This is a genomic window from Staphylococcus sp. GDY8P57P, from assembly GCF_017892585.1.
In the GTDB taxonomy this organism is placed as follows: domain Bacteria; phylum Bacillota; class Bacilli; order Staphylococcales; family Staphylococcaceae; genus Staphylococcus; species Staphylococcus borealis.
In genome coordinates this window covers 397,740-414,396 of sequence record NZ_JAESLK010000019.1, presented here as the reverse complement: position 1 = coordinate 414,396, position 16,657 = coordinate 397,740, and the positions used below count along the sequence as shown (strand labels likewise).

At 33.4% G+C, this 16,657-nt stretch carries 15 protein-coding genes; 7 read left to right on the top strand and 8 right to left on the bottom strand.

Annotated features, from left to right (window positions below; genetic code table 11):
• Positions 1–5 precede the first annotated feature (5 nt).
• On the bottom strand, positions 6–668 hold the full coding sequence (gene rplC / locus KA878_RS08875) for a 50S ribosomal protein L3 (RefSeq protein WP_053028556.1): 663 nt from the start codon (positions 666–668) through the stop codon (positions 6–8).
• 27 nt (positions 669–695) lie between these two features.
• Positions 696–1,004, bottom strand: a complete 309-nt coding sequence (rpsJ, locus tag KA878_RS08870) for a 30S ribosomal protein S10 (protein WP_015900978.1) — start codon at positions 1,002–1,004, stop codon at positions 696–698.
• Between the two features lie 376 nt (positions 1,005–1,380).
• Here rpsJ and KA878_RS08865 point away from each other — a divergent pair, with 376 nt between their 5' ends.
• A complete protein-coding gene (locus tag KA878_RS08865; RefSeq protein ID WP_053028557.1) occupies positions 1,381–1,776 on the top strand; it encodes a hypothetical protein in 396 nt (131 codons plus the stop codon).
• Positions 1,777–2,439: 663 nt separating this feature from the next.
• Here the strand turns inward: KA878_RS08865 and KA878_RS08855 are convergent.
• Positions 2,440–3,774, bottom strand: coding sequence for an NCS2 family permease (locus KA878_RS08855; protein WP_193839066.1), 1,335 nt, complete (start codon positions 3,772–3,774; stop codon positions 2,440–2,442).
• Positions 3,775–3,887: 113 nt separating this feature from the next.
• Entirely contained in the window at positions 3,888–6,023 is a 2,136-nt protein-coding gene (locus KA878_RS08850) for a DNA topoisomerase III (RefSeq protein ID WP_193839065.1), read from the bottom strand.
• A gap of 148 nt (positions 6,024–6,171) precedes the next feature.
• Between KA878_RS08850 and KA878_RS08845 the strand changes: the two genes are divergently transcribed.
• The 3 genes from KA878_RS08845 to KA878_RS08835 all read left to right on the top strand — a co-directional run bounded on the left by KA878_RS08845 (position 6,172) and on the right by KA878_RS08835 (position 8,918).
• Positions 6,172–7,044 (top strand): GNAT family N-acetyltransferase, encoded by an 873-nt coding sequence (locus KA878_RS08845; protein ID WP_075108006.1) that lies wholly within the window; start codon positions 6,172–6,174, stop codon positions 7,042–7,044.
• 191 nt (positions 7,045–7,235) lie between these two features.
• The gene (locus tag KA878_RS08840) at positions 7,236–8,099 is read left to right on the top strand and encodes a GRP family sugar transporter (protein ID WP_053028561.1); all 864 of its coding nucleotides are present in this window, start codon (positions 7,236–7,238) and stop codon (positions 8,097–8,099) included.
• A 27-nt stretch (positions 8,100–8,126) separates the two neighbouring features.
• Positions 8,127–8,918: a glucose 1-dehydrogenase gene (locus KA878_RS08835; RefSeq protein ID WP_053028562.1), complete on the top strand. Its 792-nt coding sequence runs from the start codon at positions 8,127–8,129 to the stop codon at positions 8,916–8,918.
• Positions 8,919–8,994: 76 nt separating this feature from the next.
• Here KA878_RS08835 and KA878_RS08830 read toward each other — a convergent pair whose 3' ends face one another.
• Positions 8,995–9,903, bottom strand: coding sequence for an AEC family transporter (locus KA878_RS08830; protein ID WP_193839064.1), 909 nt, complete (start codon positions 9,901–9,903; stop codon positions 8,995–8,997).
• 139 nt (positions 9,904–10,042) lie between these two features.
• On the opposite strand from KA878_RS08830, the gene KA878_RS08825 reads away from it, so the two are divergent.
• Both KA878_RS08825 and mspA read left to right on the top strand, forming a co-directional pair.
• Entirely contained in the window at positions 10,043–10,210 is a 168-nt protein-coding gene (locus tag KA878_RS08825) for an SE1832 family protein (RefSeq protein WP_178377470.1), read from the top strand.
• Between the two features lie 188 nt (positions 10,211–10,398).
• Entirely contained in the window at positions 10,399–10,716 is a 318-nt protein-coding gene (mspA, locus tag KA878_RS08820; protein WP_053028564.1) for a membrane stabilizing protein MspA, read from the top strand.
• Between the two features lie 89 nt (positions 10,717–10,805).
• Here the strand turns inward: mspA and KA878_RS08815 are convergent, their stop codons facing one another.
• Both KA878_RS08815 and KA878_RS08810 read right to left on the bottom strand, forming a co-directional pair.
• Positions 10,806–13,988 carry an efflux RND transporter permease subunit gene (locus tag KA878_RS08815; protein WP_193839063.1) on the bottom strand — a complete coding sequence of 1,061 codons (3,183 nt, stop codon included), beginning with the start codon at positions 13,986–13,988 and terminating at the stop codon, positions 10,806–10,808.
• 129 nt (positions 13,989–14,117) lie between these two features.
• Positions 14,118–15,377, bottom strand: a complete 1,260-nt coding sequence (locus KA878_RS08810; protein WP_193839062.1) for a lipid II:glycine glycyltransferase FemX — start codon at positions 15,375–15,377, stop codon at positions 14,118–14,120.
• Between the two features lie 162 nt (positions 15,378–15,539).
• On the opposite strand from KA878_RS08810, the gene KA878_RS14340 reads away from it, so the two are divergent.
• Positions 15,540–15,791 carry a hypothetical protein gene (locus KA878_RS14340; RefSeq protein WP_228480664.1) on the top strand — a complete coding sequence of 84 codons (252 nt, stop codon included), beginning with the start codon at positions 15,540–15,542 and terminating at the stop codon, positions 15,789–15,791.
• On the opposite strand, the gene KA878_RS08805 is transcribed toward KA878_RS14340, so the two are convergent.
• A complete protein-coding gene (locus KA878_RS08805; RefSeq protein ID WP_193839061.1) occupies positions 15,788–16,549 on the bottom strand; it encodes a VOC family protein in 762 nt (253 codons plus the stop codon). The genes KA878_RS14340 and KA878_RS08805 overlap by 4 nt on opposite strands.
• Between the last annotated feature and the right edge of the window lie 108 nt (positions 16,550–16,657).

Genomic DNA, 16,657 nt, shown 5'->3' with positions numbered 1-16,657 from the left:
ACTTATTATTTATTACCTTTTTTGATTGAAGTTTGGATTTCTAAGAAACCTTTTTTAGGTCCAGGTACGTTACCTTTTACTAAAATTACGTTGTTATCTGTATCAACTTGAACTACTTCTAAGTTTTGAACAGTAACTGTGTTTCCACCCATACGTCCAGGCATTTTTTGGCCTTTGAATACTCTTGATGCATCTGAAGCCATACCTACTGAACCTGGTGCTCTGTGGAAATGAGAACCGTGAGCCATTGGTCCACGTGCTTGACCATGACGTTTAATTGCACCTTGGAAACCTTTACCTTTTGAAGTTCCAGTTACATCAATAATGTCTCCAGCTTCAAAAGTATCTACTGTGACTTCTTGACCTACTTCGTATTCATCAACATTAACGTTTCTGAATTCACGAATGAAGCGCTTAGGTGCTGTGCCCGCTTTCTTAGCGTGACCTTCAGCTGGTTTATTTGCATATTTATTTGATTTAGCATCTTTTTTATATGCTTTTTTGTCTTCAAAACCTACTTGGATAGCATTGTAGCCATCTACTTCTTCAGTTTTCTTTTGTAATACTACGTTTTGACTTGCTTCTACTACTGTTACTGGGATTAATTCACCGTTTTCTCCGAATACTTGTGTCATCCCAATTTTTCTTCCTAAGATTCCTTTGGTCATCGAAAGTCCACCTCCTAAAATTTTCTATTATAATTTAATTTCGATGTCTACACCAGATGGTAAGTTTAATCCCATTAGGGCATCAACTGTTTTTGGTGTTGGGTTAACAATATCGATTAAACGTTTATGTGTACGTTGTTCGAATTGTTCACGTGAATCTTTGTACTTATGCACCGCACGGATAATTGTGTAAACTGATTTTTCAGTTGGTAACGGAATCGGTCCAGAAACTTCTGCACCAGAACGTTTTGCAGTTTCAACAATTTTCTCTGCTGATTGATCAATCACACGGTGATCGTAAGCTTTTAATCTGATTCTGATTTTTTGTTTTGCCATAATTTTCCCTCCTTATTCGTCTACATTTAAGTGATAGACTTCTCCACGAAAACTATCTCACACAACGCCATGGCAAAGCGGCCGGGTGTGTCAGTAACCTTTCGCTTCATCGCTTTCATCAAGTCCAACATTAGATATGTTACAGGAAAAACATTGATAAATCAAGGCTTTTCTATAACTTTTTGTACTTTGTCTAACACATACCTAAGTATTGTACTTTAAATAGATGAGGACATCAACCATTTTAGGTAAATTTTTTCCCTTTTTTTGTTTTTACTTTATAATATAGGTAATTGTTGTTATGAATTTTGATTTCTTCTATTTGATAGTAGAAATTTGAATTTGTTTCTTTTATTTACATCCGGAGGTGAATGTTTTGAAGAAAGGTACTAAAACTGCGCTTGCAATTATTAGCGTCGTCTTATTAATTTGTGAATTTTTCTATGGTATACCATTTCTAGGCGGAAGCTTTATTTTAGGCTTCGGTTGGCAACCCTTATTAGTTAATGCCTTTTTATATCTTATAGTAGCTCTTATTCTATTAATAGATACTCAAAATGCTATTAAGCCAATGTCTATCATTCCTATTATAGGTATTGTTGGTTCTTTTATCGCATTTATTCCTATTATTGGTATGTTTGTCCATTGGATTCTATTCTTCCTAATGGTTTTCTTTATTTTCGTTGTTTTAAACGCACCTAATTACGTTCGTAATAAAGATGCTAAAGTCGTTTACACACAATATAAAGATGATCAATCCAAAAAATGGTAATTTAAAACAATCTTAGATTAGCTGTGAAGAGATCTATGACGGTAGATTTCTTCACAGCTATTTTTATATAGGCATGGATATCAAACGATATCAATCTAGTAACACTCACTATAGGGATACAATTAATAAACGGGAAGTAAAAAAGCTAGACCATTATTATTTTGGATAGTGATGAGTATTATTTAGAGTTAACGTAACTACGATAATCATGTCGCCGACTATTATTATAAACTAAAAAAGCAGCCTAATGAGTAATCTCAAAAGACTGCCGTCATCGCTTGTATAAATCGACTATTAAAAACGATTCATTATCTGGTAATGAATCAAAGATCGTACGATTATCAAATGTTCCCACATTAGCCAAACGTACAACCAACTACAATTTAACACCTTATTCAAAAAATTAAAATTGAACGGTTTAGTTAAGTAATGCTTATTTTATTTGTAACTGCTTGACTAATCGTAGGAAAGGAGTGGGACGGATTCTTTTAATTTCATCGTCCGCCCCTAGCTTGCTTAACTTGTAGAATTAAATAATGAATTTCTCTTTGCTGGGCCCCGCCCGCAAGGATGACTAGAACTGAAAAATCTTAGTTCAGTCAACTACTATTAATTTGCAAAGTAGCATTATCTTATTATATTGTTACAGCCCTTTATGACGATTTAGCCGTGTACAAAGATGAAGTATAGAATGAATAGTACCATTAAGAAATACATAATTGGATGTACTTCTTTATGTTTTTTTGTAATGATCATTGTAATTGGATAGAATATGAATCCACAAGCAATACCAGTTGCAATTGAATATGATAGTGGCATCATAATAATTGTTATAAATGCTGGCACTGCGACTTCAAATTTCTTCCAGTTAATTTCTGCAAAATTCGCAGCCATTAAAATACCAACCACTACTAATGCAGGTGTTGTTACTGCACTTGTAACAATTTCAATTAACGGACTGAAGAATAATGCTAACAAGAAACAGAATCCAGTTACTATACTTGCAAACCCTGTTCTTGCTCCAACCGCTACACCTGACGTTGATTCGATGTAAGACGTTGTAGTTGTTGTACCAAAGATCGCGCCCACAATAGTTGCGAGTGAATCGGCAAATAACGCTCTACCTGCTCTAGGTAATTTGTTTTCCTTCATAATACCCGCTTGAGTTGCTACAGCCACCAATGTTCCTGCAGTATCGAAAAAGTCTATAAAGAAGAATGTTAAAATAACAATTAAAAATTGAATCGTAAATAATTGGCCTGGATCTTTAAATGCTTCAAAGGCTGCACCAAATGTTGGTGTAATGCTAGGTATTTTACCTACTATGCCTGAAGGTGTATGTATTAGTCCTGTTATCATTCCAACGATAGCAGTTATAATCATACCAATAAAAATTGAGCCTGGTACTTTTCTAGCGTATAAAATAATTGTTATCGCGATACCAAAGATTGCCAATAAAACAGGACCTTTAGTTAAATGTCCTAATGTAACTAATGTAGAATCATTTTTTACAATGATACCAGCACTTTGTAAACCTACAAAAGTAATAAATAATCCAATCCCAGCAGATACTGCCATTTTCATTTGATACGGAATAGCATTAATAATTATCTCTCGAAGACCGGTTGCAGTTAGAATTGCAAAGAATATTCCCGAGAATAATACCCCTGTTAAACCTATTTGCCAAGGGATACCCATCGTTAATACTACCGTAAATGCGAAGAATGCATTAAGTCCCATACCTGGTGCAAGTGCGATTGGATATTTCGCAATCAGTCCCATAAATAAAGAACCCACAAATGCTGCTAAAGCTGTTGCTACAAAAATAGCGCCTTGATCCATTGTCATGTCGCCTGATACGCCTTTAACACCTGCTAAACTTAATACTTGAGGATTTACAGCTAAAATGTATGCCATTGATAAGAAAGTTGTGATACCACCGATGATCTCTTTCTTATAGTTAGTATCATACTCGTCGAATTGAAAGTATTTTTTCACGGCTTTAAACTCCTTTAATTGAAATACTTTAATATTTTAATATTACTTGTCGAAAAACACAATACTAAAAACGAACTTTTTCGACATTTAACTTAATTAAGTTCGATTTTAAACTATAATTTTAGATTTTTCAGTGCATCTTTAAACGGGTTATTCTCAAGTGACTCCTCTTTATTCATATATTTTTTCATTTCTTTTTTAGATACTTTGCCACTCGTTTTATTTTTGAACCTTTTATCCATTTGTTCTTGCGTTTCTGTATGACCACAAACACATCGATATACTGCATCCTTTCCCCTACCAAATAATGTCATTTTCTTTTTACAATTTGGACAACGTGCATTGGTTTTACGCTGTACGTTCTTTTTAGTTTTGCAAGCAGGATCTTGGCACACTAACATTTGTCCATTTTTAGTTTTAACTTTAATCATAAATTTTCCACAGGTAGGACATTCTGTTGTCGTTAAATTGTCATGCTTGTATTTTTGCTCACTGTTTTTAATATTATTTACAATAGCTTGCGTAAATGACTTCATTTCGTCAATAAAGCGTCGTGAATTATACTGACCTTTTTCAATTTGCATTAACTTCTCTTCCCACTCAGCCGTCAACAATGGAGATGTTAATTCTTGTGGCGCAAGTTCTAGAATTTGTTTTCCTTTAGGTGTAACTTTAATCTTGCCATCTCTAGATTCAATGGCATTGATATTAAAAAGCTTCTCGATGATATCAGCACGCGTCGCAACTGTGCCAATCCCACCAGTTTGCTTCAATGTATTAGCGTGTTTATTTTCTTTAAGTTGAATATAGTTTTGCGGATTCTCCATCGCTTTTAACAGTGAACCTTCATTAAAGTATTCTGGAGGCGTTGTTTCATGTTCATTAACCTTGATATTGTTTAGATAATAACTTTCACCCTTTTTAAAAGAAGCACCCTTAACCACATCATTATTACTCATTTTAAGTGCTTTGTAGCCTAATTGACGGGTAATCTTTTCATTTAAAACAAATGTATGTTTACCAACGCTAACATTTACTTTAATTGCTTCATATTCATGTGGCGACATTAACGATTCCAAGAATCTTTCAGCCACCATCATATATATCTTGCTTTCTCTATTGCTTAAACGTTCCATATCAGGACGTACTTCAGTTGGAATAATCGCGTGATGATCTGATACTTTTTGATTATTAAAAATACGCATTTTACGTGAGTATGATTGTCCTATTAGGGGCCTTACTTGTGCTTTATAATCAGTAGCTAGCAATGCTTGTAATCGTTCTTTAATCGTATCAACCATATCATCAGTTAAATAATTAGAATCTGTACGTGGATATGTGAGTACTTTATGACGCTCATATAAATTTTGAATGGTATTAAGTGTTTCTTTAGGTCCCATTTTGTATCGTTGATATGCTTCTTGTTGCAAATCCGTTAAATTATAAAGTGGTTTTGGATAACTTTTTTTGAGTTTCTTATCAACGCTGTCAACGCTACCTTCAGCATGTTTGACTTCATTTGCAATTTGCATGACATCTTCTTTAGTCATATGATGACGATCCGTTGCTAATTGGAAGGTTAATCCAGCTATTTCACTAGACAACGTATAATATTTCTTAGGCTTAAAATGATTAATTGCTTGTTGCCTAGCATTGACCAATTGTATCGTTGGCGTTTGAACGCGACCTAATGATAATTGCGCATCATATTTTGTTGTAAGTGCACGTGTAGCATTGATACCTACAATCCAATCCGCTTCACTTCTAGCTAATGCTGCTTCATAAAGATGTTGGAATTGTCGACCATCTTTCAAATTTTTAAAACCATCACGTATTGCTTTCTTAGTTACAGAACTAATCCACAAACGTTTAATTGGCTTTTTATTATGAACTTTATCTAATATGAGACGTGCTACAAGTTCCCCTTCTCTTCCAGCATCAGTTGCGATGACAATATCTTTAACATTCTTATCTAATATAAGTGATTTCACAGTTTTAAATTGTTTACTCGTCTTACCAATGACGACCGTATGCATTTGTTTAGGAATAATAGGTAAATCTTCAAGTTTCCATTCTTTAAATGCTTTATCATAATGTTCAGGTTGCGCGTTAGTAACTAAATGTCCTAACGCCCATGTAACAATATAACGCTCATTTTCAATATAACCATTGCGTTTCCCTTTTATATTCATAGCTTCAGCAATATCTCTAGCTACGGATGGCTTCTCAGCTAAAATTAATGATTTCATAGAACTTTCCTTTCGATAAAAGATCTCTCAGTTAATGTTTTTGATAATAATACAATTGTAACACGATAGACAATAGTCCAAACTTTCAATTACTAATAAATAAATTTATAATTAATTTAACAAATTGATATTGAAATGGAGGTACGCTATGGACATTATTAAAGTAAGCAACCTGAACCAAATCATATCTTTTATTAATTCATCATCAGACAAAATTGCGTCTTATATATATAAACTTCATTCGTCTAATGATGATGTAGAACAGTTGCTCAATGCATCTATCAATACGACAGGTGTTTTCTGTTTAATAGAAGATGACTCAATTGTCGCACTCATCACTGGAATATTATATGAAGAAGATAAGTACAAAGTTATTGGACCATTCGTTAAAACAGATTTTGATTTTACAGAGGCACATTTTATTTCTTTATTTTCGGCATTAAGAGATGAACAATCTGCTAATGCAACATTTAACTTCTCTTATAATGATTGCACACAAAATTCAAAACCTTTAATGAAGACGATTCATGCAAATTATAACTTTACGGATTATTACTTAAACGTCTATCAATCACTTAATGAACCAGATGCTGAAATGAACATCATTGAATATCAGCCGGGATTTCAACGTGCTTTTAGTAAATTACATGCGCAGACATTTAGGCATAATGCTTTAACACCAAAAGAAATTGTAAATACTTTAGATGAATATAATCGTTTATTCCTATTTGTAAGTGAAGGCTTACTTAAAGGTTATCTTTATTTACAAATCGATAGTCAATCTTCGCTAGCTGAAATAAGATATTTTAGTTCACATACTGATTATCGTCTAAAAGGGATCGCATTTGATTTACTATCGTACGCAATACATTATGCCTTTGAACACTATGCAGTGAATAAAGTTTATTTTAAAATACGAAGTAAAAATGCTGCCTTAGTTGAACGATTTAATGAATTAGGTTTTGAAATTGAAAGTGAATATACTAAATACAAAATTGATCCAAGTCAATTACATCATTAAGCTTATATGAAAGCATAGGAAAGAACGAAATTTCTAAATGAAATCACTGTTCCTTTCCTATGCTTTTTATTTTCAATACGATTGTATTTGAGCGTTTACATTTTAAAATGAATATTTTTCAGATAAAATGTTCACGAGTGTTATAGGAAGGAAGCACTTTTAAGTAATTAAATAAGGAGAGTGTCAGTATAATGCAGTTTATAGATATACTTATCGCATTATTACCAGCCCTATTTTGGGGGAGTGTTGTTTTAATTAATGTCTATGTAGGTGGCGGTCCCTACAACCAAATTAGAGGTACGACATTAGGTGCACTAATTGTCGGTTTCATATTACTCTTAATTGGTAAAGCAGAATTTGATAATTTAACAGTCATTATCGTTGGCTTAATTTCAGGTGCGTTATGGGCATTTGGACAAGGTAACCAATTACGTTCAATCAGTTTAATCGGTGTTTCTAAAACAATGCCAATATCAACTGGTATGCAATTAGTTGGTACGACATTATTTAGTGCTATTTTTCTTGGTGAATGGAGTACCGGTGTTCAAGTCACGCTAGGAATTATCGCAATGATTCTATTAGTTACAGGTATCGCATTAACCTCATTACGTGGTAAGAATGAGGGTCAATCCAATGATCCAGAATTTAAGAAAGCAATGTTAATACTTATCATTTCAACAGTGGGTTATGTTGGATATGTCGTAATTGCCGATATCTTTGGTGTCAGTGGTACGGATGCATTATTCTTCCAATCAATTGGTATGGCTATTGGTGGTTTCTTACTATCAATGAAACATGAAACCAATATTAAATCTACTGCGCTTAACTTAATCCCTGGTGTTGTATGGGCTGTAGGTAACTTATTCATGTTCTATTCACAACCTAAAGTTGGTGTTGCAACAAGTTTCTCATTATCACAATTACTTGTTATCGTATCAACATTAGGCGGTATTTTCTTATTAGGCGAGAAAAAAGACAAACGTCAAATGATTGGTATTTGGTCTGGTATCGTTCTAATTGTCATTGCCGCATTTATACTAGGAAATCTTAAATAGTTTGATTAATACTAAGGAGGAGTCAGATTGTTTTCAGATTTAGAAGGCAAAGTTATTATTATAACTGGTGCAGGAAGTGGCATTGGTAAATCGTTTGCTGAGAATTTTGGTAAAGCAAAAGCAAAAGTCGTTTTAAATTATCGCTCAAATCGTCATTTAGACGAAATTGAAGCAGTCAAGCAGATCATTCATGATGCTGGTGGACAAGCCATTGCAGTTCAAGCGGATATAGCCGTTGAAGAAGAGGTACAACAATTAGTACAAGCTGCGGTTAATGAATTTGGTACGTTAGACATTATGATTAATAATGCTGGCTTTGAAAAACCAATTCCATCACATAAAATGTCAGTTGAAGAATGGCAAAAAGTGATAGACATTAATTTGACTGGGGCCTTTATAGGATCTAGAGAAGCTGTTAATCAGTTCTTAAAAGAAGATAAAAAAGGTATTATCATCAATACATCAAGTGTACATGATACTATACCTTGGCCTAACTATGTTAACTATGCTGCTAGTAAAGGCGGTTTGAAATTAATGATGGAAACAATGTCGATGGAATATGCACAACACGGTATTCGTATCAATAATATTTCTCCAGGTGCAATCGTTACTGAACATACTAAGGAAAAATTTTCTGATCCAGATACACGCGCAGAAACATTGGAAATGATTCCAGCTAAAGAAATAGGTGAAGCACAAGATGTTGCTAATGTTGCTTTATTCTTAGCTTCAGATTTAGCTAAATATATACATGGAACTACAATTTACGTTGATGGTGGTATGACGAACTACCCTGCCTTCATGGGTGGTAAAGGTTAAGTTTTATGTGCTAATCATAAAAAGCAAGCAATTCTAAAAAAGAATTGCTTGCTTTTTTCATATTTATATTACTTTATTATACAAATAGTGCCTGATAAATATAAAGAATGATAATACTTATAACGATTGAAATATTCGTTACCATACCGACTAAAGGTAACGTTTTATATTTAAATTGAATAGAATATGGAATAATCGCTACACCTACAGGTAGTAGCCAAGCAATAAGCAATGTCGTCTTAATCATTTCATCTGAAACAGGTAATAAGAAATGAACGAGTAGTCCGGCTATTAAGCCTAAACCATAATGTGCTAATAAATATTTAATCGCAATGGGCAAGAAATGACGTTCTATCTTGAAGTTAAGCATAACACCTAATAAAATCATTGAAAGTGGCATGTTCGCTTTAGAGATAATTGTGAAAAAATCAATTGACACCTTTGGTAAATGAATATTTAGCATATTCAAAGTAAACATAATGATATATGTGACAAGCGGAACGGATGTAATAAGTTTCTTACCTAGATATTTAAAATCGAACTGATCTCCGCCTTGACTAAAATAGCTACCAACAAAATAAGTTACGCCAAACATAATAATTGCGCCACCTATATCAGCCATACCAAAATAAATCATACCGTTCTTTGGCCAGATTGTATCAACAAGCGGATAAGCAAATAATCCAATGTTAAGTGATGCGGTCATCATCCCTACTGTACCTTTAATATGGTTATTATGTCTGTTAAATAGCCATAAAACAGTTATCTTAGCAAGCACACCATATGCAATCATCATGATAGGTAATATTGAAAATGAAAAATCTAATGATGCACTGTTAAGATTAACAATAACTAAAGAAGGTAGTGTGACATTAAGTACTAGCGTTGATAACACTTGACTATCTGCTGCTTTCAAAAAGTTTATACGTTTCAATAGATATCCTAGCGCGATTAAAAGAATGATCATTATAAACTGCTCTGTCACGGTAGTTCCTTCCTTCTACTAAAACATTTTATTACAGTTAAATACTTTAACATAATTTACATCATTTTTAGAAGTGTCTTGTTTCATGCTATAATTCAATGTGATTATTAAATTTTGATGTTAAAGGGGTTTAAGACTAATGGATTTAGAATCACAATTAGATGAATTAAAATATGATTATGTTCGATTACAAAATGACCTCGAAAAGCGAGAATCTCTAAATCAAACGATAGATCCTCTCGTTAAGCAATTAGAAGACATCGAATTACAAATTGCTGACATACGTGCTAAATTACGTCAGAAATAACGATTGTCTTGATTTAGACCAATTTAGGATTAATTTGTTGCCCTAGCGCTTTCTGTAGTAATCATCTAAACTAAGAATAGTCATACTTGGGCACCTTTCCAATCCATTAAGTAATTGCCAATTTGTAATAAATTGTATATTATTTTCAGACAAATAATATAAGTTGTAATTAGAAAGGAAGACAACAGGTGAAACTCTACTTATTATTATTACCCGTTTTATATCTCATTGTTAGTTATATAAGTATTTTCAAAATGCATTCTATATTTATTCGTATTTTACGCATTATCATGGGTGTGTTATTACTATTTGTATTAGCCTTAACAACACTACAATTTCCAGCTGAAAACTGGTGGGTCTTTGTTGTATTAGCCCTACTTGTCGGTAATGTTGAAGTAACTGCATTCAAAGCTTTAAAACATGATGCTAAAGCTGTTTCAATTCTGAATATCCTATCAGTTATTTTATTTGTAATTTATATCATTTTAATTTTTGTAATGTACTAAACCATTCTTTATAAGATTAAAAGAAGCCTAAGGCATCAATCAATGTCTTAGGCTTCTTTTTACATATTAGCAGTAGTTGGCTATATGTTTTATTTACGTGTTATTTTATTTTTTAAAGTGAAGAGGATTTCATAGATGACAGGTACTACAATTAAAGTAAGCAGTGTAGACGAAATTAATCCTCCAATGACAGTTGCTGCCATACCTTTTGATATTAATATTGAGCTGTCTTGACCAAATAATAGTGGTAACAATGCACCAATAGTGGCAATGGCTGTCATCAGAATTGGTCTAATACGCGTACTTCCCGCTTCTAGCAATGCTTCTTTCATAGACATACCTTCTTGCTCATTTGTAATCACACGATCTATTAACACAATGGCATTGGTTACAACGATACCTATTAACATTAACATACCTATTAAACTTGGCACCGAAATAGTTTCACCCGTAATGAGTAATGCTAATACGACACCGATAACTGTAAATGGTAGTGAGAACAGTATTGTGAATGGCGCTAAGCCACCTTTAAATGTGATAACTAATACGAGATAAACAATTACGATAGCTACTAGCATCGCAAATGCCAATTGACTTATTGCTTGATTAATATCATCTGTTGCACCACCAACGTTGATTTTAACGTTATCTGGTTTGTCTATATTATTAATTTTATTCATGACTTTACTTGAAACGCCACCAACGTCAGAATCTGTGATTTTACCAGATACTGTTGTTGCATAATCTCCGTCTTCTTGAACGAGTTTACTTGGTGTTGTTGTACGCTCAAGGTTCGCGATTTCTTTCAGTTGAACTGTTTCACCAGTTGGTGATTTTAATTCCATATTATTCAATTTATCTTTAGACCAATCTGTCTGTTTGTTTTGTTTAACTTTGACGTCTACCTTATTACCATTTTCTTTAACAGTGGTAATCGTTTTTTCTGGTAAATTCTCATTTAAATTCAATGCTAGTTGACCAGCTGAGATACCTTTTTCAGTTGCTTTATTTTGATCAACTTTAATTTCATATTGATCATACGTTTGCGATAAATCTGATTTTACATTAGTTATACCGCTAACAGATTTCATTTCTTTCTCTACTTTGGCAACGGTATCTTTGATTGCATTCGTTGAAGGTCCTTTTACAGTGACTTCAACCGAATCATTTCCAGAACCAGTACCCATGTCTTGATTTTTCCATTCACCAGGTTGATTCATCTTAGATAAATGTGAAATCACTTTATCAGGTTCTTCTTCAAAGTTAGGTGTGTCTTTATCATATTCAACCATAATCGCCATACTATTCGTGCTACCAGTTGGATCTGCAGGCGAAGGTCCTCCCACAGAATATTGCACAGTTTTCACTTTATCTTTCGATTGCAAATAGGCTTGCGCTTGTTTTGCATGATTTAGCACAGCTTTTTCAGTTTCACCAGGTTTAGGTGTATAAGTTACAGCTAGGAATTTATCATCACCAGTCGAAATATAGCTTGTACCTAATTTTGAGCCACCTAGTGCAATGCTTCCAATTAGGATAACGACACTAATAATTAAAACAATCCACTTATGATTTAAAGACCAGCCAAGGATTTTACGGTAGCCCTTACTTATGACGCCACGATTTTCTTCATTTTGACTACTCGAATGCGCCTTTAACTTAATTCCTTTTTTGAAAAATGTAGAAGCTAATGCAGGTACCACAGTAATAGATACAAGTAATGATGCTAACAAACTAAAGGCGATTGCTAAAGCGAAAGGTCTAAACATTTCACCTACTGAGCCTGATACAAATGCAAGTGGTAAGAATACGATTATCGTAACGATTGTAGAAGATAAAATAGGTTTAAAAACTTCTCTCGTTGCACTGATTACTAAATTGTCTCCAGACAATGCTTCTTTTGGATCTGACAATCGTCGATAAATATTTTCAACAACAACGATTGAGTCATCTATCACACGACCAATTGCGATTGTTAATGCACCTAGCGTCAAAATATTTAAAGATACATCGCTTAATTTTAATGCAATGAGTGCGATTAAAATAGAAAGTGGAATAGAAACTATTGATATAGCCGTTGTTCTAATATTTCTCAAGAATAATAAGATAACAATAATTGCAACAATAGTTCCTAATGCTGCTTTTTCAACCATAGTATAAAGTGAATCTTCGATTGGCTTAGCAGTATCCATAGTCTTAGTCGCTTTAATGTCATCATTGTTTTTCACAAAGTCATCAATTTTCTTTTGTGCATCTTTAGCAACTTGAACCGTATTAGCATCTTGTGCCTTCATAATTTGGACATTGACCGCATCTTTCCCGTTCGTCTTAGAAATTGATTCACGTTCATCTCCAACAGTAATATTTGCTAAGTCACTTAACGGTACGCTTGGCATTTCACCACTAGACGCTTGAGATTGATTGTTCATTTGAGATTGAGCGCTTGACGATGATGCGCTATCTCCAGTACTACGCATCTCATTACCGGATTGGTCATCACTACTACTTGCCTGGCTTTGACCGCTTATTGTTAATGGGATTTCTAAGTTTTTAAGGGCATTGACGGATTTAAATTGACCATCAACGACGATTGATTTTTCATTTTTACCAAATTGAAATAATCCTAGAGGTGTTTCCCGTGTTGCTGTTTTAATGTAATTCTCTACGTCATCAGCTGTTAATCCAGCTTCATCTAGTTTATTTTGTTTAAATTTTAATGTTACTTGTCTTGTAGTTTGACCATTAAGTTGCGCATTTTGTACGCCATCAACGGTTTGTAATTTAGGGATAAGTTGTGTATTGATTTCTTTTGTCGTCGCTTTGAGGTCATTATTTTTATTGGTAAATGAATACGCTACGATTGGGAATGCATCCATAGAATTTCGTGTTAATTCTGGTTCACTTACACCGTCTTTGAAGTCTAACTTATCTATTTCTTTCTTTAAGACTTCTTCAGCTTTATCCATATCCGTATCATTGTCATATTCAACGGTTACTATAGAGGCATTTTGTATTGACTGTGTTTTTACACTTTTTACATATGCGAGTGAGCGCACTTGGTCATCAATTTTGGAACTGATCTCATCTTGGGTTGTTTGAGGTGTCGCACCCGGCATTGTGGTTTGTACAGATATGACTGGATTTTCAACATCTGGCAGTAACTCGAGTTTTAATTTAGCACTAGCATATACACCTCCTAGAATAACTAATACAACCATCAAGAATATTGCAAATTTATTTCCTAACGAGAACGTTAGCATTTTCTTAATCACTTATGGTTTTCCCCCATTCTTATATCTTAAAAAATCATCCATGTTAGCCATCCCTATTATCCTAAAAAAATCTGAACGTCACAATGTTAGTTGTGTTATCGTTCAGATTAAATTCTAATAATAAATAAACTATTTACCTTTTAATTTACGAGAAATTTTAATTTTAGCTTTAGTTAAACGTGGTTTAACTTGTTCAATTAATTGATAAAGTGGTTGATTTAATACATAATCAAATTCACCTATTTTTTCACTTAGATACGTACCCCATACACGTTTAAACGCCCAAAGACCATAATGTTCAGAATCTTTATCTGGGTTATTATCCGTTCCTCCAAAGTCATAAGTTGTCGCACCATGTGCACGTGCATATTTCATCATTTCAAATTGCATATGGTGGTTCGGTAAGACGTCTCGATAATCATTTGATGACGCACCATATAAATAATATGATTTTGAGCCAGCAAACATCAATAAAGCACCTGATAAATAAACACCTTCAGGATGTTTTGCTAATAAACCATTCATGTCTTCTTTTCTTTCTAATGCCTTCTGAATTTTAGCTTCGACATCATTGAGTTTATTCTGCGTCTTTTTATCTTGCTTTCTTTCATATTTGTCTTGTAATTGTGCTTTTTCGTTGTCCAGTTCTTGAAGTTCTTTATGAATGTCCTCTAAGACAGGCTTTGGTTCCAACTTAACAAGGAATAATTCAGCATCTCCATCTTCATGCAGAGAGTCATAAATATTTTGGAAATAACTTATATCTCTTGTTAAAAAGCCATCACGTTCTCCTGTTACCTTCATTAATTCCGCAAAAGTTTTAAGTCCTTCACGATTTGAACGTTCTACTTTCGTACCTCGTTTTAAAGCAAGACGTACTTTTGAACGATTTCGTCGATCAAAACTTTGGATTATTTCTTCATCTGTTTTATCGATTGGCGTAATCATTGTCATTCGTGGTTGAATGTAGTCTTTAGATAAACCTTCTTTAAACCCTTTATGTTTAAATCCTAATGCATTTAAATTTTTAAGTGCATCTATACCTTTATCGACTTCAACATCTGGATCAATTTTAATAGCATAGGCTTTTTCTGCTTTAGCTACTTTTTTAGTTTCGGCTAATAACTGTTCCAAGGCAGCTTTATCACTATAATCTGTTACGAATCCACGAGAAACATAACATAGCGTGAATGGTAGTTTAGGTATCTTCTTAAATAGTAATTGACCTACACCTTTAATTTCACCATCTTCGCCCACTGCCACACGCTTTGAATACCATCCTGTTAGTCGTTTTGTTTCTGCCCATTTCGTTAGTTGCAGCAAATCGCCATTAGGATGAGCTTTCACAAACGCATCATGCTCTTGGTTAGTGATATTCATCTTTTCCATGCTATAAAAACTCCTTTTTCTTTACATTAATTATAATTATACAATGTCATGATTTGAGTGTCGACAAACTCGCCGTCCGATTCAAATATTATTTCATGAATTTAAATTTTTGATATACTGTATAGACTTAAAATACTAATTTTTCTTAAAAAGAGGGTTATTATGCGAAATTTAATATTAATACTATTTATTATTTTAAACTTCATAGCTATTGTTGTTACGATGACTCAACCTTTAACTATTTCAAATTTTAGTTTAAGAGTAATGTTCGTTGGATTGTCGTTTGTACTCACTATCTTTTTCTTATTATTACAAACGTCAAAAATAACTGTATACCTCAGTATACTCTCTTTAATACTTACAATCGTGCACATCGTATTGATTGCGCATAGTACTTATATTTACCTATATTAATCTTCTGGTTCAAAGCGATATTTAGCACCTTTTGTAATAATTGAGTACGGTGCAGTCGTTTCGCTATCTTTAAATACGACTGTATTATACCCCGACGTTTTCGCATCTTGTATACGGTATATAATGTGATCTGTCGTTAATTGTACATCCGTGTAATGATCGCCTTCTTCAAGAATGGTCATATCAAACCATTTTTGCCATTTTGAAAGTGTTTTTGCACGCTTTTCACTATCTATAATAATTTTGTCGATTTTGAATTGTTTTTGAAAAAGCGGTTCTAATTTCTGATTGTGTTTAACTTCTTTTTCTGCCCATTCAATAAAGAATGGCGGTTTTACCATGTAATCAGGATCTGCAATGTACAGTAGTTTCCATCTTACTTTGTCACCTTTTTTATTCTCTCTATGCATATCTATAGGTCCAATTGTTTCAATACCACGACCTTCTAATGTTTGCTTCAATTGTTCTATATTTGAGGTTCTTAAAGCAATTGTCTTAAAACCTTGTTGGAAGTGGTCTTGAACAATTTTAGTCGCAAATGCAACGCGACCCTCTTCTGTTTTTGACTCTTTAGTTAGTTTCTCTTTGTCTTCTACATCTATCAATTCAATATAATTTTCATTTATATAAGATAAACGATTAAATGTTCCAAATTTATGATGTTTACCACCCGAGCTAATTTTTAAGATTTCCCCTGGATATTTAAAGTTCTTAAGGTTATCAACATAATGAATAATATGGTCAAATCTTAGTTCCATTGATCGTATTCCCCTTTAATTATTCGACTTGCATCTATCTTATCAAACTTCTTATCTGATTACTTCTTTTATTTATACAACTTATTAATAAAGTATTGCAATTTTTTT